This is a genomic window from Neorhizobium sp. IRS_2294, from assembly GCF_050500145.1.
GTDB classification, from domain to species: domain Bacteria; phylum Pseudomonadota; class Alphaproteobacteria; order Rhizobiales; family Rhizobiaceae; genus Neorhizobium; species Neorhizobium soli.
In genome coordinates this window covers 2144451-2162137 of the sequence record NZ_CP191439.1, presented here as the reverse complement: position 1 = coordinate 2162137, position 17687 = coordinate 2144451, and the positions used below count along the sequence as shown (strand labels likewise).

Annotated in this window: 15 protein-coding genes and 1 other RNA gene; all 16 read left to right on the top strand. The window is 60.7% G+C overall.

The genetic code is table 11. From position 1 onward, the window contains the following. Positions 1-192: 192 nt before the first annotated feature. The 16 genes from ACQY1K_RS10465 (at position 193) to murC (ending at position 17686) form a co-directional block, all read left to right on the top strand. Positions 193-936 (top strand): J domain-containing protein, encoded by a 744-nt coding sequence (locus ACQY1K_RS10465; protein ID WP_062456142.1) that lies wholly within the window; start codon positions 193-195, stop codon positions 934-936. After that, positions 933-1703, top strand: a complete 771-nt coding sequence (locus tag ACQY1K_RS10460; RefSeq protein WP_174196511.1) for an N-acetylmuramoyl-L-alanine amidase — start codon at positions 933-935, stop codon at positions 1701-1703. The genes ACQY1K_RS10465 and ACQY1K_RS10460 overlap by 4 nt, the downstream gene beginning before the upstream one ends. 243 nt (positions 1704-1946) lie before the next feature. After that, positions 1947-2573 carry a lytic transglycosylase domain-containing protein gene (locus tag ACQY1K_RS10455; RefSeq protein WP_430258978.1) on the top strand — a complete coding sequence of 209 codons (627 nt, stop codon included), beginning with the start codon at positions 1947-1949 and terminating at the stop codon, positions 2571-2573. Positions 2574-2640: 67 nt separating this feature from the next. Further along, on the top strand, positions 2641-3861 hold the full coding sequence (locus ACQY1K_RS10450) for an NAD(P)/FAD-dependent oxidoreductase (RefSeq protein ID WP_430257300.1): 1221 nt from the start codon (positions 2641-2643) through the stop codon (positions 3859-3861). A gap of 42 nt (positions 3862-3903) precedes the next feature. Beyond that, positions 3904-4350: RNase P RNA component class A (gene rnpB / locus ACQY1K_RS10445), an RNA gene on the top strand. A gap of 443 nt (positions 4351-4793) precedes the next feature. Continuing rightward, positions 4794-5228: a division/cell wall cluster transcriptional repressor MraZ gene (mraZ, locus tag ACQY1K_RS10440; RefSeq protein ID WP_062457964.1), complete on the top strand. Its 435-nt coding sequence runs from the start codon at positions 4794-4796 to the stop codon at positions 5226-5228. 14 nt (positions 5229-5242) lie between these two features. Beyond that, on the top strand, positions 5243-6268 hold the full coding sequence (rsmH, locus tag ACQY1K_RS10435; protein WP_062456153.1) for a 16S rRNA (cytosine(1402)-N(4))-methyltransferase RsmH: 1026 nt from the start codon (positions 5243-5245) through the stop codon (positions 6266-6268). A gap of 3 nt (positions 6269-6271) precedes the next feature. After that, positions 6272-6739: a cell division protein FtsL gene (ftsL, locus tag ACQY1K_RS10430; RefSeq protein ID WP_430257299.1), complete on the top strand. Its 468-nt coding sequence runs from the start codon at positions 6272-6274 to the stop codon at positions 6737-6739. Beyond that, positions 6739-8487: a peptidoglycan D,D-transpeptidase FtsI family protein gene (locus tag ACQY1K_RS10425; protein WP_062581106.1), complete on the top strand. Its 1749-nt coding sequence runs from the start codon at positions 6739-6741 to the stop codon at positions 8485-8487. Before ftsL ends, ACQY1K_RS10425 begins: the two co-directional genes overlap by 1 nt. 59 nt (positions 8488-8546) lie before the next feature. Beyond that, positions 8547-10019: a UDP-N-acetylmuramoyl-L-alanyl-D-glutamate--2,6-diaminopimelate ligase gene (locus tag ACQY1K_RS10420; RefSeq protein ID WP_062456161.1), complete on the top strand. Its 1473-nt coding sequence runs from the start codon at positions 8547-8549 to the stop codon at positions 10017-10019. Continuing rightward, on the top strand, positions 10016-11449 hold the full coding sequence (locus ACQY1K_RS10415; RefSeq protein WP_430257298.1) for a UDP-N-acetylmuramoylalanyl-D-glutamyl-2,6-diaminopimelate--D-alanyl-D-alanine ligase: 1434 nt from the start codon (positions 10016-10018) through the stop codon (positions 11447-11449). Before ACQY1K_RS10420 ends, ACQY1K_RS10415 begins: the two co-directional genes overlap by 4 nt. Positions 11450-11479: 30 nt before the next feature. Further along, positions 11480-12583 carry a phospho-N-acetylmuramoyl-pentapeptide-transferase gene (gene mraY / locus ACQY1K_RS10410; protein ID WP_062456167.1) on the top strand — a complete coding sequence of 368 codons (1104 nt, stop codon included), beginning with the start codon at positions 11480-11482 and terminating at the stop codon, positions 12581-12583. A gap of 4 nt (positions 12584-12587) precedes the next feature. Then, entirely contained in the window at positions 12588-13994 is a 1407-nt protein-coding gene (gene murD, locus ACQY1K_RS10405) for a UDP-N-acetylmuramoyl-L-alanine--D-glutamate ligase (RefSeq protein WP_430257297.1), read from the top strand. 2 nt (positions 13995-13996) lie between these two features. Continuing rightward, positions 13997-15151 (top strand): putative lipid II flippase FtsW, encoded by a 1155-nt coding sequence (gene ftsW / locus ACQY1K_RS10400; protein ID WP_062456173.1) that lies wholly within the window; start codon positions 13997-13999, stop codon positions 15149-15151. Between the two features lie 4 nt (positions 15152-15155). After that, positions 15156-16280, top strand: a complete 1125-nt coding sequence (gene murG, locus ACQY1K_RS10395) for an undecaprenyldiphospho-muramoylpentapeptide beta-N-acetylglucosaminyltransferase (RefSeq protein WP_192077030.1) — start codon at positions 15156-15158, stop codon at positions 16278-16280. Further along, positions 16277-17686: a UDP-N-acetylmuramate--L-alanine ligase gene (gene murC, locus ACQY1K_RS10390; protein ID WP_062581099.1), complete on the top strand. Its 1410-nt coding sequence runs from the start codon at positions 16277-16279 to the stop codon at positions 17684-17686. The genes murG and murC overlap by 4 nt, the downstream gene beginning before the upstream one ends. The last annotated feature ends 1 nt before the right edge of the window (position 17687 follow it).

The window sequence follows — 17687 nt, the reverse complement described above, 5'->3', positions numbered from 1 at the left end:
GCGGGCTGCCGTGGCACACGGCAGGACGGGTCGTTTTGGTCGACGTTTCGACCCATTGGCCGTCAACAACTTTGTGCCGTTGCCGGACAGACCGGGCTTTCAGCATGATTGTTCGAAAAACATGAACAGAGTTTAATCTTCAGCGGACCGTCCTCAGCTTGCCAAAACCTCGGTTATCTGGTCATTTAAGGGATGATTTTCGATTTCAATTGCCTCCAATTGTCCTCCCTGTGGGAAAGGTTGCTCGGTGCCGTCGGCGATGCCGCGGGCGGTGTGCTCAACCGAGTCGTCGATGCGATCCGCACCATGTTCGAGGGCGATCCGGAAACACGGCGCCAGGTTTCCTTCTCGGTGGCGATCATCGCCCTGTCTGCAAAGATGGCGAAGGCCGATGGCGTGGTCACCGAAGCCGAAGTGAGTGCCTTCCAGCAGATTTTCGATTTCCCGGCCGAGGAAGCGCGCAACGTTGCACGTCTCTATAACCTCGCACGCCAGGACATTGCCGGCTACGAGGCGTATGCCACGAAGCTTTCGGGGCTGTGCAGCAGCGGCGACATGGAAAACTGCCCGATGCTTGAGAGCGTCGTCGATGGTCTGTTTCATATCGCCAAGGCGGATGGTCTCGTGCATGAGAGCGAGCTGGCGTTTCTGGCGCGCATCGCCGAAATCTTCCGGATCGACGAGGAACATTTCCGCCGCATCATGGCCCGCCACGTGCATCTCGACGGTCGTGACCCGTATCTGGTGCTCGGCGTTTCGCGTGACGACGATTTCTCGGCAATCCGCAAACAGTACCGTCTGCTGGTTTCGGAGCATCATCCCGACCGGCTGATCGCACGCGGCGTGCCGGCAACACTGCATGCGGCTGCGACCGAACGGATGGCCGCGCTCAACGCGGCCTATGAAGCGATCGAGAAAGAGCGCCGCGCGGCATGACAATTCCGGCTTCCTTTGCCGCCGATCATGCCCGCGCCACGGTCGAGCCTTCTCCTAATCATGGGGAAAGGGCAGGCGGGCGCCAGCCGGACATGATCCTTCTGCATTATACCGGCATGCCTGATGCCGACCAGGCGCTGGCATGGCTTCGCAACGAGGCGAGCCAGGTCTCCAGTCACTATTTCATCCATGAAGACGGCCGGATCGTGCAGCTTGTTCCCGAGGCGCGGCGCGCTTGGCATGCGGGCAAAAGCAGCTGGGCCGGCGAAACGGACATCAATTCCTGCTCCATCGGGATCGAAATCGCCAATCCCGGACATCCCGGCGGACTTCCCCATTTTCCGGATATCCAGATCGACGCGGTCGTCGAATTGTGTCGAGACTGCGGCAATCGCTGGGGAATATCCCGGGAACGGGTCGTCGGACACTCGGATGTCGCCCCCATCCGCAAGCTCGACCCGGGCGAAAATTTCCCCTGGCAGAAATTGTATGTGGCGGGGATCGGTCACTGGGTCGAGCCCGGTCAGATCAGCGGCGGCCGGTTTTTCCAGCACGGCGAAAGTGGCCAGCCGATCGAGGCCCTGCAGTCGATGCTGTCGCTCTACGGATACGATATTGAAATCACGGGCACATTCTGCGATCGCACGAAGGGCGTCGTCGAGGCTTTCCAACGGCATTTCAGGCCCGCGCTGGTCGATGGGATTGCCGATTTTTCGACGATCGACACGCTGCATCGGCTGCTCAAGGCACTGCCGAAATACAGCTAGGCGCAAGCTTCGCGAAACTGTCGGAAGCGTTTGCGGACAGGGCTTTTTTGCATTGCCACATGATCTCCTTAATGCGGCTTTCTAAAGAGTTGCTAACGCAGCGTCCCCAGACGGGGGCTGCCAAGATAAACCTACAGGTCTTGTAAAACCTCGCGTCGTCGTCCGGCGTCGCGACGAGGGATGTTTGCGTATCACGATATCCCGCGAGCCTGTTGTTCCGGAGATACTTTAGAATTGACTAAGATGACTTGTGCGGTCGCGGCAGGCATTGCCATGCTTTTCGCGGGATGTGGATCTGTGCGTGCCGAAGACGGCGGAGACGTGGTTCGGGTTTATGTCAAACCGCTGACCATTCCCTGGGAGACACGCGAAACCGGGTTTGCTGCCCCGACGGCCACCGAGAGGCAGATGGTTCGCCGGATGCATTATACGACGCTGATCGCCAAATATGCCGATCAATACGATGTGCCGTTCGACCTTGCTGAGGCTGTCGTGCAGATCGAAAGCAATTTTCGCCCGACTGTGAAGGGCAGTGCCGGCGAGATCGGCCTGATGCAGGTGAAGCCGGCGACCGCAAGGCTGATGGGCTACAAGGGCCCTGATTATGGCCTCTACGATCCGGAAACCAACATTCGCTACGGCATGAAGTATCTGGCGGGCGCCCATGATCTGGGTGGCGGCAAGATTTGCGGCACGATCCTTAAATACAATGCGGGCCACGCCGCCAAGCGTATGAACCCGACGTCCAAGCGCTACTGTCAGCGCGTCGAGGCGGTTCTTGAAGACAACAAGGAAGATGTGATCGAAAAGACCTTCGCGTTCGATTTTCCACCGAAGGGGTATGCCGTTCTGGCGCCTCTGGTATTCTGATTCCGGAAACGGTTAGAACTGCCTGAAAAGAGCGGCAATTCGAGCTAGGGAATCGAAAGGACAGGGCATGGCGGCGCGGTTCAAATACATCATCATCGGAAGCGGCATGATGGGGGCGGCAGCGGCCCGGCATCTTTCCAAATGGACCGATGGTGTGGCGTTGATCGGGCCGGGCGAACCTGACGATTACCAGCGGCATGACGGCGTGTTCGCAAGCCATTACGACGAGGCGCGCATCACCCGGACGATCGATCAGGATCCAGTCTGGGCCCGCCTCGCCAATCGTTCGATCGAGCGCTACGGCGAGATCTCGTCCGAAAGCGGTATCGATTTCTACTCGGAAGTGGGTTGTCTGATGGTCGGGCCTGGGCGCGCCGGACTGCAGTCCTATGCGCCCGGGCGTACCGGGCAGCCATCCTATGTCGGTCGCGTGCTCGATGCCGCCGGGCGGCTCGGGGTCGAGACCGAAACGCTGGGGCATGATGCGCTTTCGAAGCGGTTTTCGTATTTCGCCTTTCAGGATGGCGCCGAAGGCGTCTGGGAGGAGAAGCGGGCGGGGCACATCAATCCGCGCCGGCTGGTGAAGGCGCAAGTCATGCTTGCGGAGCGGCAGGGTGCCACGCTGATTGCCGAGACCGTTTCGGCCGTAAGCCAGGACGGAGCGATCGTGACCGTGACGACGGCGGAAGGGCGCAGTTACACGGCCGACAAGGTGCTTGTGGCGGCAGGCGGCTTTTCCATCAACGAGGCACTTGTCGGCGCTCGTCTCGATCTCTCAGTCTATGCAAGGACCATCGCGTTCTACGAGGTCGGCGAGGGGGCGATGGAGGAGCTGAAGGCCATGCCATCGCTGATCTGGAAATGGAACGAGGAGGATGACGGGATCTACCTTCTGCCTCCGGTCCGTTATCGTGATGGCAAAACCTATGTGAAGATCGGCGGCGATCCGGACGATCTTCTGCTGCCGTCAGAGCCCGAGATACGGGACTGGTTCAAGAGCGGCGGACGCGAGACGACCCGGCGCCACCTGACCGACGTGATGGAACGGCTGATGCCGAGGCTCGATCTGTCGCGATCTTCCATGGCAGCCTGCGTCACGTCTTTCACGCCGAACAACTATCCGGCCATCGCCATGACGGCGTCCGACCGGATCGGTGTTCTGACCGGCGGTTGTGGCGCTGCCGCCAAGAGTTCCGACGAGATAGGCCGGCTCGGCGCCGAACTGATTTTCCACGGGTCGATCATCGACGATGGCTATCCGGTCGATTTCCATGCGGAATACCGGTAGGCCTATGGCCTTATCCGCGCATCTCGGCTAAGAGCCGCGCGACCAGTTGGCCGGGCAGCCGCACTTTACCAATGCCGAAAGGCGGTAGGGTGAGGAAAGTCCGGGCTCCACGGAAACACGGTGCCGGATAACGTCCGGCGGGGGCGACCCTAGGGACAGTGCCACAGAAAGGAAACCGCCCCGCTTTCTGATCGACCGGATGACGCATTGCGGCAAGGGTCGATGAGATAGCGGGGTAAGGGTGAAAGGGTGGGGTAAGAGCCCACCGCGCGACCGGTAACGGAAGCGGCATGGTAAACCCCACCGGGAGCAAGACCGAATAGGGATGACGCGGGACGTGCGCAAGTACGTCTACAGCCTGTTTCCGGGCCAGTCATCCGGGTGGGTTGCGCGAGGCGACGTGTAAACGGCGTCCCAGATGAATGGCTGCCACGTTCCGGTGTTCGCACCGGGGCCATACAGAACCCGGCTTACAGGCCAACTGGTCACTACTCTCTTCTGATTCGTCAATTGTGCCCGTCCCCGACGGGGCAATCTGACATGCAAATTGCCCAATTTCGGTGCCGCTTTTTATATGAGCAGGCCGGAAAGCGCCTTGCGTTTCCGGCTCTTAGCAACTGTCAAAATATCACTTGCGAAGGGTCGCAAAGGCAGTTTCTCCAAAGCGCTCAATAACCCTTTGTTAAACTTAACAGCTTATAAATAAATCCGAACATGGAGGAGCTTGCAGGGCCTCTCCCATTGACGCCCATATGGTCCCATGGTATCCCAAATTCGCACTGCACAAGGGCTTTTTGCCCATCAAATCAAGAGTTTCGATCTCGCAATCGGGCAAGCATCTGCTTATCCGCACGGATCTTTCTTGTTTGAATCCAAGCAGTCTGGCGGGAAGTTTCCCGTGTCTTTTGCGAACGGGGCGGGTGTTTGTTGCAATGAGCCGCTTCCTGTCGAATGCGACGAACAGGATCGATACGAAGGGGCGGGTCTCTGTGCCTGCCGGCTTTCGCGCGGTTCTTTCCGAGCGCGGAATTCAGGAGCTCTACTGCCTCCAGGATTTCATCTATCCGGCGATCAGCGTCGGCGGTCCGGATCTGCTCGATCGCTACGAGCGGCAGATTGCGTCCGTCGATCCGTTTTCACCGGACGCCAACAGGATGTCGCTGCTGATTCACGGCGGCGGTGTCTTCATGAGGCTCGATGCGGAAGGCCGGCTGATGGTCTCGGATTTCATCCGGGATTTCACGGGTATCAGCTCGGAAGTCACTTTCGTCGGGCGTTCGGATCATTTTCAGCTTTGGCAGCCGCAAGCATTTCACGAGGCGCAGGCGGCAGCACGGGAGGGACGTTTGAGTTCACGTCCCGCATAGTACAGGAGAGCGGGATGTCGGCGAATCCAGGCGAAGGTCAAACTGAGCCCGAAGGCGGACCGGTTCGCCATATTCCAGTTCTTCTGCACCAAGTGGTGGAGGCGCTTCAGCCTCTTCCTGGTAAGGTCATCCTTGATGGCACCTTCGGGGCGGGCGGTTATTCGTCCGCCCTGCTGGCTGCCGGTGCTGACGTCATTGGCCTTGATCGCGATCCTTCCGCAATCGCCAATGGGCAGGCTCTTGTTGCCGCGCATGCAGGTCGCCTCTCTCTCATTCATTCACAGTTCTCGCAGCTTGCCGATCATGCGCCGGAAGGCGGGCTCGATGGCGTCGTTCTCGATATCGGCGTGTCCTCGATGCAGATCGATGAGGCCGAGCGCGGCTTCTCGTTCCAGCGCAACGGTCCCCTCGACATGCGCATGTCGAGCAATGGCGTATCGGCGGCTGATGTCGTCAATCGCGCGAAGGTCGGCGATCTCATCCGCATCTTCGGCTTTCTCGGCGAGGAAAAACATTCCGGCCGTATCGCACGTGCCATCGAAAAGCGCCGCGTGACCGAGCCCTTCCGCACGACGCGCGATCTCGTCAATCTCATCGAGAGCGTCAATCCGCGTAAAGCCAAGGACAAGATCCATCCGTCGACGCGTGTTTTCCAGGCGCTGCGCATTTTCGTCAACGACGAACTCGGCGAGCTGGCACAGGCGCTGTTTGCCGCCGAGCAGGCCTTGAAGCCCGGTGGCCGGCTCGTGGTCGTCACCTTCCATTCGCTGGAAGACCGGATCGTCAAGCAGTTCTTCGCCGATCGCTCGTCCAAGACCTCCGGCTCCAGGCATCTGCCGATGGTTGCGGTGAAGGAAGCGATCTTCGATCCGCTCGGCAAGGCGATGGTGGCGGCAAGCGAGGAGGAGGCAGAGATCAATCCGCGCGCCCGTTCCGCCAAGCTGCGCGCCGGTATCCGCACCGAAGCAAAATCGCGTGGCTCCGACATGTCGATCTTCGACCTGCCGAGCCTCGCAAGCCTTTCGACATTGGGGGTCTGACGGATGTTGAGAAGCTTCGATCTCGTGCTGATCGGCGTCATGACGGCAACGGCTGTCGTGACCTATTCGATCAAGCATCGCGCCGATGAGAAACTTGAAGAGGTCCGGCGTCTCGAAACCGAGATCAGGCTCGAGAAAGATACGATCGATCTCTTGAGGGCCGACTGGGCGCTTCTAACCCAGCCGAACCGTCTTCACCGGCTGATCGGCGTCTATGGCACCGAGCTCGGCCTTGGCGCGACCGATACGACGCAACTCGCCATGCCCAAGGAATTGCCGATGATAAAGTCGCGTCTGCCGCAGCCCGAGACCACCATCGAGGACATCATTTCCGGCAAGGACAGTGAAGTCGCAGCGGCGCTGAAGGGCGTCGAGGCTGCAAAGTCCCGACCGCCTTCGAAAATACCGGTGCCCAAAAACCGTGGCGCTTCTTCTCTTGATGTTCATTCAACCGGATCGGTGAGACGCTGATGTCCTTCCTGTCACGAATCATGGTTTTGAAGAGCAGGGCGCATTTTTCGGCCGGTGGCCGTGGCCGCCCATCGATGCGCGGCGCGTCCTTTGAAGGTACGCGCAAGCGCAAGTCCGCCCAGGCGAAAAACCGCGTCGGTCTCCTGATCGCCGGCTTTGTCGCGTTCTACGGCGTCATCGGCGGACGTCTCGTGCAATACGGCTTTGCGATGCCTGAGGTAACGTCGAGCATTCTGCCGGCAGACCGGTTCATGGCGTCGCGCCCGGATATTGTCGACCGCAACGGCGAGGTGCTGGCCACCGACATCCGCACCGTCTCGCTGTTTGCCGAGCCGCACAAGATCGTCGACGCCGACGAGGTGATCGAAAAGCTCGCGACCGTGCTGAACGATCTCGACGTGAAGGGCACCTATACGAAGCTTCGCTCCAATTCGCATTTCCAGTGGCTGCGCCGCCAGCTGACCCCGAAGCAGCAGAGCCAGATTCTGGCACTCGGCATCCCGGGTATCGGTTTCCGGCCTGAGAAGCGCCGTTTCTATCCCGGTGGCAGAACTGCTGCGCATCTCGTCGGTTACGTCAATATTGACAACCGCGGCGTCGCCGGAATGGAACGCTACATCGATTCCCAGGGTCTCGCGGACCTTGCGGCCGTCGGCATGACCTCCGATCAGCCGCTTGAGCCGGTCAAGTTGTCGATCGATCTGCGCGTCCAGGCAATCGTTCAGCAGGTCGTTGCCGAATCGATCGGCAAATACTCGGCGATCGGTGCAGGCGCCGTCGTCATCGACGTTCACACCGGTGAAATCCTCGGCATGGCATCGGCACCGGATTTCGATCCGAACGACCCGAATGGCGTGGACGCTGAAAAGGGCTGGATGAACCGCATGTCGAACAGCACGTTCGAAATGGGCTCCACCTTCAAATCCTTCACGCTCGCCATGGGTCTCGATGACGGCAAGATGAACCTGCAAAGCTCGTTCGATGCTCGCTTCCCGATCCGCATCGGCGGTTTCACCATCAAGGACTTCCATGGCAAGGGGCGCGTGTTGAGCGTTCCGGAAATCTTCCAGTATTCTTCGAACATCGGCACGGCGAAGATCGCCGACATGGTCGGCATTGCAGGACACAAGGACTTTTTGACGCGGCTTGGACTTCTCAGCCGGATGAAGACCGAACTGCCGGAAATCGCGATGCCAAGTCAGCCGCGCGAATGGAAGAAGATCAACTCCATCACCATCTCGTTCGGTCACGGCGTGTCGACGACGCCGCTGCAGACGGCTGTTGCCGGTGCGGCACTGGTCAACGGCGGCAAGCTCGTTCCGCCGACATTCCTGCCCCGCACCCAGGCGCAGGCCGACGAGATCGCCACCCAGGTCATGAAGCCCACAACCAGCAAGGACATGCGCTTCCTGTTCGAATGGAACGGCATCAACGGATCGGGCCGCAATGCGCGCGTGGCCGGCTTCAATGTGGGCGGCAAGACCGGAACGGCGGACAAGGTCGTCAACGGCCGCTACGCCCACGACAAGAACTTTAACGCGTTTCTGTCGGCCTTCCCGATGGACAATCCGCGCTATGTCGTCCTGTCCTTCAGCGACGAGCCGAAGACCGACAAAGGCAATGGCGCCGCGCTTGCTGCAATGTCCGCAGCACCCATGGTCAAGGAGATCATCGCGCGGTCTGCTCCCATTCTCGGTGTAAAGCCAAAATTCGGCAATGACGGTTCTGCCCTGCTTGTGTCTTATTGAGGATCAAGAACGGGCCCTCGATTCGTGAGGGAGCCTGCTGTTAGATGGAAAGATTACCGATGAAACTGCGCGATCTTGCCGGAGACGATTTTCCGGAAGCGGCCGATATCCTGGCTGGACCAGCCGGTGATGTGGATATTCTCGGTCTTTCCTCGGACAGTCGGCAAATCGCCGAGGGCATGCTGTTCGCAGCTCTTGCTGGATCCAAGGCTGACGGGTCGCGCTTTGTCGACGATGCCGCCGCCAAGGGCGCGGTTGTCGCCATCGCGTCCCATCCGGCAGACAGCAGCATCCCGGTTGTGGTCGTGGACAATCCACGCCGCTTTCTAGCAATCGCTGCCGCTCGGCTGTATGGCGCTCAGCCGGAGACGATGGTTGCGGTAACAGGCACTGCCGGCAAGACTTCGGTTGCCTCTTTCACCCGGCAGATCTGGGCCTATGCCGGCCATGCGGCTGCACAGATCGGCACCACGGGCGTCGTCTCGCCTGATCGCAACGACTACGGCTCGCTGACCACGCCTGATCCCGTCGAGCTTCAGAAGCTGCTGGCGGAACTCGCGTCCGAAGGCGTCACCCACGCGGCGATGGAAGCGTCCAGCCACGGTCTCGACCAGAGCCGTCTCGACGGCGTCAAGCTGTCGGCTGTCGGTTTCACCAATCTTGGCCGCGACCATATGGACTACCATCCGACCGTCGAGAGCTACATGGCCGCCAAAATGCGGCTGTTCGATACGCTGGCACCTGCGGGCGCTCCGGCCGTGATCTTTGCCGACGACCGCTGGACTGAAACTGCGATCGAGGTGGCACTTGCTTCAGGCCTCAGCATCCGGACCGTCGGGCGCAAGGGCGGCTATCTCTGCCTGAAGCGTGTCGAACACTTCCGTCACAAGCAGACCGCGGAGATCCATGCGGACGGCAAGATCTATGAGGTCGATATCCCGCTCGCGGGCGACTTCCAGGTGGCCAATGCGCTGGTTGCCGCAGGACTTGCGATGTCGACCGGCGTTCCGGCCGCTGTTGCCATGGCAGCGCTTGAAAAGCTCGTCGGCGCATCCGGCCGGCTCGAGCTTGTCGGCCAGACGAAGGATGGCGCGCTTGCCTATGTGGATTACGCCCACAAGCCCGATGCGCTCGAGAACGTTCTGAGCTCCGTGCGTCCGTTCACCACCGGCCGCGTGGTCGTTGTGTTCGGCTGCGGCGGAGATCGCGACAAGGGCAAGCGTCCGATCATGGGAGAGATTGCCACCCGCCTTGCGGACGTGGTGATCGTCACCGACGACAATCCTCGCTCCGAGGAGCCGGCCACGATCCGCTCCGAGATCATGGCGGCAGCGCCGGGCGCGGAAGAGATCGCCGACAGGGCAAAGGCAATCCGTCACGCGGTCGGACTGCTCAAAACTGGCGATACGCTGATCGTTGCCGGCAAGGGGCATGAGGAAGGACAGACGGTTGGGGCAACGACATTGCCGTTCTCCGATCATGTCGAAGTGCGCAAGGCATTGCAGGACCTGGCGGAGGGCGTAGCATCGTGAGCTTTCTTTGGACCTCGCAGGAAATGGCCACCGTCATGGACGGCCGGCCGATCGGGCAGATGCCGGAAGGCGTCACCGGTCTTTCGATCGACAGCCGCGGAATCACCGAGGGTGAAGCGTTTTTCGCCATCAAGGGTGACCGGGTCGACGGGCATGACTATGCCAGCATGGCGATTGCCAACGGTGCATCGCTGATCGTCGTTTCAGAAGCGAAGCTGCCGGCAATGGGCCGTCTGACGATCCCGATGATCGTCGTCGAGGACGTGCTGGCCGCACTCGTCAAGCTCGGGATCGCGGCACGTGACCGCAGTCGCGCCCGTATCGTTGCCGTGACCGGTTCGGTCGGCAAGACGACGACCAAGGAAATGTTGCGCCATGCACTTGCCCCGTCCGGCAAGGTGCATGCGGCCGTCGCCTCGTTCAACAATCACTGGGGCGTCCCGCTGACGCTCGCACGCATGCCGTCCGATACGGATTTCGGCGTGTTCGAGATCGGCATGAACCATGCCGACGAAATCCGGCCGCTGGTCAAAATGGTGCGCCCGCATGTGGCGATCATCACGACGATTGCTGCCGCCCATCTCGGGCATTTCAACAGTCTCGAAGAGATCGCGGCTGCCAAAGCCGAGATCCTTGAGGGTATCGAGCCCGGCGGGGCTGCCATCCTCAACCACGACAATGCACAGTTTGCGCTGCTGGAACAGAAAGCCCACGAGTTGGGCGTCAGCCATGTCATGACCTTCGGCCAGCATGCAAAGGCCGACTATCGCCTTGCCGATTTCGAGGGCAATGCCGAGAGCTCCGTTATCTGGGCCGTTCTCAATGGCGAGACGAAGGAGTTTGTGATCGGCGCACCTGGCCGCCACATCGCCGAAAATGCCATGGCAGTTTTAGGAGCGGCGCTCCTCCTCGGTGCCGACATGGGCTCGGTGGGGCAGGCGCTGGCCGAACTCAAGGCCGTCAAGGGCCGGGGACAGCGCCATCGTCTCGGTATTGGCGAAGGCCATCTGACGCTGATCGACGAGAGCTACAACGCAAATCCTGCCTCGGTTCGGGCCGCGATCTCCCTGCTCGCAGCGACAGCACCGGAACTCACCGGTCGCCGTATTGCCGTCCTCGGCGACATGCTGGAAATGGGCGAGTTCTCGACCCAGGTGCACGAAGAGCTGGGCGGGCCATTGCTCGCCTCCGGGATCGAGCACGTCTGGCTCGCCGGCAAGGAAATGGCCGCTCTGCGGGATGCGCTGCCTGATAGTGTCGACGTACAGTATTTCGAAACGACGGACGCACTGACTGAATACGTCGTGCGCTCCGTCATTCCCGGCGACGTGCTGATGGTGAAGTCGTCACTTGGGCTTGGTTTCGGCAAGATCGTTGCCGCGCTGCTTGACAACTACCCGGCTTTTTCCGACACGGACCGCCAACCTTAAGACGACGCGGCTTTTTTGAAAGGGCCCTTTATGCTGATCTGGCTCGTGGAACTGGCAGACAAGATTCAGTTCTTCAACCTGTTCCGATACATCACGTTCAGGACGGGAGCAGCGCTCTTCACCTCGGCGTTCATCGTCTTCATGTTCGGGCCACGGATGATCAATTCACTCCGAATCCGTCAGGGCAAGGGTCAGCCGATCCGCGCCGACGGACCGCAGACCCATTTCAAGAAGGCCGGTACGCCGACCATGGGCGGGTTGATGATTCTCGCCGGCATCGTCGGCGGATCGCTGCTCTGGGCCGATCTTTCCAACATCTACGTGGTCGCCACGCTGCTCGTGACGCTCGGATTCGGCGCGATCGGTTTTTATGACGACTATCTCAAGGTCACCAAGCAGACCGACAAGGGCTTTTCCGGCAAGGCGCGCCTCGGCATCGAGTTCCTCATCGCCGGCATCGCCGTGTTCTTCATGATGCGACTTGCGATGGTGACGGAGCCTGCGGGAAACCCGCATCTGGCAACCTCGGTCGCCTTTCCCTTCGCCAAGGATTTCCTGATCAATATCGGCTATTTCTTCATCCTGTTCGGTGGCTTCGTCATCGTCGGCGCCGGCAATGCGGTCAACCTGACTGACGGTCTCGACGGGTTGGCGATTGTGCCGGTCATGATTGCCGCCGCGTCGTTCGGGGTGATTGCCTATCTCGTCGGTAACGCCGTCTTTGCAGGCTATCTGCAGATCAATTTTGTCCCCGGAACCGGTGAGCTCGCCGTCATCATGGGCGCGGTGATCGGGGCTGGCCTCGGCTTTCTCTGGTTCAACGCCCCGCCGGCTGCGATCTTCATGGGCGATACGGGTTCGCTGGCACTCGGCGGCCTGATCGGTTCGGTTGCCGTCGCCACCAAGCACGAGATCGTCATGGCGATCATCGGCGGCCTGTTCGTGATGGAAACGATGTCCGTGATCATTCAGGTTGGCTTCTTCAAGATGACCGGCAGGCGTGTGTTCCTGATGGCGCCGATCCATCACCATTTCGAAAAGCTTGGCTGGACCGAAAGCCAGGTCGTGATCCGGTTCTGGATCATCGCCGTCGGCCTCGCGATGCTCGGCCTCTCGACCCTCAAGCTGCGGTGATCCGATGATCCCGGTCACGACATTCAACGGAAAACGTGTCGCGCTTTTCGGTCTCGGTGGTTCGGGACTGGCGACCGCGCAGGCGCTGGTTGCCGGCGGTGCCACGGTTCTGGCCTGGGACGACAATCCTGACAGCGTCGCCAAGGCAAACGTTGCCGGCATCGAGACGGCGGACTTGCGAACCATCGACTGGAGCGCGCAGGCGGCCTTCGTTCTGTCTCCGGGCGTTCCGCTGACCCATCCAAAGCCGCATTGGAGCGCCGATCTGGCGCGTGCTGCCGGCGTCGAGATCATCGGTGATGTGGAGCTTTTCGTGCGCGAGCGCCGGGCGCATGCACCGGACTGCCCGTTCATCGCCATCACCGGCACCAACGGCAAGTCGACCACGACGGCGCTGATTGCGCATATCCTGCGCTCAAGCGGGCGCGACACGCAGCTGGGCGGCAATATCGGGACGGCGATCCTGACGCTCGATCCGCCGAAGGCCGAACGCTATTACGTCGTTGAATGCTCGTCCTACCAGATCGATCTGGCCCCGACGCTCAATCCCACGGCCGGCATATTGCTTAACCTCACGCCCGATCATCTCGACCGTCACGGCACGATGCAGCATTATGCCGACATCAAGGAGCGATTGGTTGCTGGGGCGAAGACCGCCGTCATCGGCGTCGACGACAGCTATTCGACGCTGATCGCCGACCGGGTCGAGCGCACAGGCGTCAAGGTTCGTCGCATTTCCAAGCGTAATGCGGTCGCCGATGGTATCTATGCCGAGACAACCCGGCTCATCGAGATGAATGGCGGCGTGTCTTCCGCTCTCGTCGACCTCGATGGCATCCCGACGTTGAAGGGCAGCCACAACGCTCAGAACGCGGCGGCGGCGATTGCTGCCTGCCTGGCGGTCGGCGTCTCTGCGGATGACATCCGCGCCGGTCTGCGGTCATTCCCGGGCCTCAAGCACCGCATGCAGCCGGTCGGGAGACGGGACCATGTTGTTTTCGTCAATGATTCGAAGGCAACGAACGCCGAAGCCGCGGCCCCTGCGCTTTCCAGCTATGAGCGGATCTACTGGATTGCGGGCGGTCTTCCCAAGGAAGGCGGCATCGCAAGCCTCGCACCACTCTTCCAGAATATAACAAAAGTCTATTTGATCGGAGAAGCAGCACCGGCATTCGCAGCAACTCTTGGAGACACGGTCCCTTACGAAATTTCGGGCACGCTCGAACGGGCTGTTACCCATGCAGCCGCAGATGCGGCAGCCGACACTGTTTCGTCGGCAGTGATGTTGTCGCCGGCATGCGCCAGCTTTGATCAGTTTAAGAATTTCGAAGTGCGCGGCGATGCGTTTGTCGCACTCGTCGCAGCTCTCGACAGTGTGGACATGCTGGTCGATACCGGAAAAGGAAACTGAATATGGTAAGCCGCGCAGACCGTGGACCGCTCGCAGACTGGTTCTGGACGATCGACCGTTTTTTCCTGGCGGCCTTTATCATGCTGATGGGCATCGGGTTCATGTTGTCGTTTGCGGCATCGCCAGCCGTTGCCCAGCGCATCGGTCTCTCAGACTTCCACTTCGTCGAACGCCATGCGGTTTTCCTCATTCCGTCACTCGCCATCATGATTGGCCTGTCGTTCCTGACCCCGCGTCAGGTACGAAGGACCGCAATCGTGCTTCTTGCTCTTTCGCTGGCCGCGATGGTTCTGGCGTTGTTCTTCGGCGTCGAGGTCAAGGGGGCGCGGCGCTGGATCGGTGTTGGCGCGCTGTCCATCCAGCCGTCCGAATTCATGAAGCCCGCCTTCGTGGTGGTCTGCGCCTGGCTGTTTTCAGAGCACGCACGGCAGCCTGAAATTCCGGGCAATCTCTTCGCCATCATCCTGTTCGGCATCGTCGCGGCCCTTCTTGTCGCGCAGCCCGACCTTGGGCAGACGATCCTGACCAGCATCGTGTGGGGCGGCATGTTCTTCATGGCCGGCATGCCGTGGCTCTGGATCGTTCTGCTTGGCGGTGTCGGTGTCGGCGGTCTTCTTGCGGCCTATTACATGCTGCCGCACGTGACGGCCCGTTTCGACAAGTTCCTAACCGGCGAAGGCGACCGCTTCCAGGTGGAGACAGCGCATGAGGCGATCGTGCGCGGCAACTGGTTTGGCCAGGGCCCGGGCGAGGGCATCGTCAAGCGGATCCTGCCCGACAGTCACACCGACTTTGTGTTCTCCGTCGCGGCCGAGGAATTCGGCATCATCTTCTGCATGGCGCTTGTTGCAATCTTCGCCTTCATCGTGCTGCGCGGCCTCAAGCATGCCTTCAACGAGCGCAACGACTTCAACCGCTTTGCCGTCGCCGGGCTGGTGCTGCAGATCGGCATACAGTCGATGATCAACATCGGCGTCAATCTCGAGTTGATGCCGGCCAAGGGAATGACGCTTCCGTTGATCTCCTATGGCGGATCGTCGATGATCGCCATATGTGTGACAGCTGGTTTTATTCTGGCACTCACACGTCACCGGCCGGAACGGCGCGCGCAGGAACGCAGCTTGTTCCGCGTCGCGTCCGGAGTTCCCGCGGAGTAGGTATATGAGCAAGGGCATTATTCTGTTAGCCGCCGGGGGAACCGGCGGTCATCTTTTTCCTGCGGAAGCATTGGGTCACGAGCTGAAAGCACGGGGCTTTTCCGTGCATCTGGTGACCGACAGCCGCGCCGAGCGTTTTGCTGGCAAGTTTCCGGCTGATGAGATTCATGTCGTACCGTCGGCGACGTTCGGATCGAAAAATCCGATCGCGATGGCGCGGACTGCCTGGAAGCTCTGGACCGGTCTTCGCGCCGCGCGCAAGCTGATATCGCGTTTGCGGCCGATCGCGGTCGTCGGCTTCGGTGGCTATCCAACAGTCCCGCCATTGATGGCCTCGACCGGCATGGGCGTGCCGACGATCATCCATGAGCAGAATGCAGTGATGGGCCGGGCCAACAAGGCGCTGGCTTCGAGGGTGCAGGCGATCGCTGGCGGGTTTCTTCCCGAAACGACCGGCACATACGCGGCAAAGACCGTAACGACCGGCAATCCCGTGCGCCCCGCGGTTCTGGAAGCCGCAAACGTGCCCTACGTCGCGTCGCGGGGAACTGATCCGTTCCGGCTCGTCGTGTTCGGTGGTAGCCAGGGCGCTCAGTTCTTCTCGTCTGCCGTGCCCACGGCCTTGAGCCTTCTCGATCAATCCGAGCGGGACAGGCTGGTTGTGACACAGCAGGCACGCCCCGAGGATCAGGGCCGTGTCGGCTCGTGCTTCGGCAAGCTGAATTCGAAGGTAGAAATCTCGCCGTTCTTCCCCGACATGGCCGAGCGTCTTGCGGCGGCGCATCTCGTGGTGTGCCGCTCGGGTGCATCGACGGTATCGGAGATCTCGGTGATCGGGCGACCGTCCATTCTGGTGCCCTATCCCTATGCTCTGGATCACGACCAGGCGGCCAATGCGGCGGCGCTCGTTGCGACCGGCGGAGCCGAGGTCGTGGCGCAGTCCGAGCTTTCGCCGGAACGCCTCTCGGCGATGATATCGTCTGCCATGAATGAGCCGGAGCGGCTGGAAAAGACGGCGGCAGCCGCCAAGCGGGCAGGTCGGCCCAATGCGGCGATCGCACTCGCAGACCTCGTCACCGCGGTTGCTGAACGTAAAAATATTGCAGAATTCAAGGGAGTACGGGCATGAAGATGCCGAAGGCTATTGGCCTCGTTCATTTCATCGGCATCGGCGGGATCGGCATGAGCGGTATCGCCGAAGTGCTGCACAATCTCGGCCACAACGTTCAGGGCTCCGACCAGGCCGATAGCGCCAACGTGCAGCGCCTGCGCGACAAGGGCATTCCGGTGTTCGTCGGCCATACCGCCGAAAACCTCGGCGATGCGGAAGTCGTGGTCGTTTCGACAGCGATCAAGAAGAACAATCCGGAACTGGTTGCTGCGCGAGAAAAATCGCTGCCGATCGTCCGGCGCGCGGAAATGCTGGCGGAGCTGATGCGCTTCCGCAACGCGATTGCGATCGGCGGCACGCATGGCAAGACCACCACGACCTCGATGGTCGCGGCGTTGCTCGAAGCCGGCAATCTCGATCCGACGGTCATCAACGGCGGCATCATCAATGCCTACGGCACCAACGCCCGCATGGGCGAGGGCGAGTGGATGGTGGTGGAAGCCGACGAATCGGACGGTACCTTCCTGAAGCTGCCGGCCGACGTCGCGGTTGTGACGAATATCGATCCCGAGCATCTGGACCACTACGGCAATTTCGACGCGGTGCGAGCGGCCTTCCGGCAATTCGTCGAGAACGTGCCCTTCTACGGCTTCGGCGTTCTCTGCCTCGATCACCCGGAAGTGCAGGCGCTGGTCGGCAAGATCGAGGACCGCAAGGTCGTCACCTATGGCGAGAACCCGCAGGCCGATGCGCGGTTTTCGAACATCCGCATGGAGGGCACCAAGTCGATCTTCGACGTGGAAATCCGTCGCCGTCGCACCGGCCGGATCTTCACCTTCAAGGATCTCGTGTTGCCGATGCCAGGCCGCCACAACATCTCCAACGCAACGGCTGCGATTGCCGTCGCAAACCGGCTCGGGATATCGGAAGAAAATATCCGCAAGGGTCTTGCGAATTTCTCGGGCGTCAAGCGCCGCTTCACGCTGACCGGCACTGTCGACGGCGTTTCCATCTTCGACGATTACGGTCACCATCCGGTCGAGATCAAGGCCGTGCTGAAGGCAGCGCGCGAGGCATGCCAGGGGCGTGTCATCGCCGTCCACCAGCCGCACCGGTTCTCCCGGTTGTCGAGCCTGTTTGACGATTTTGCGAATTGCTTTAACGATGCCGACAGTATCATCCTTGCGCCGGTCTATGCCGCGGGGGAAGATCCGATCGAAGGGGTCAATTCAGAATCGCTGGTGTCGCGGATCAAATCGAGCGGCCACCGCGATGCGCGTTACATGACCTCTCCGAGCGAACTGGCTTCGATCGTCTCCGGCATTGCGAAGCCGGGGGATTTCGTGGTGCTTCTGGGGGCAGGCAACATTACGCAATGGGCTGCGTCGTTGCCGAAGGAACTTGAGAGATTTTCGGGACAGTAGA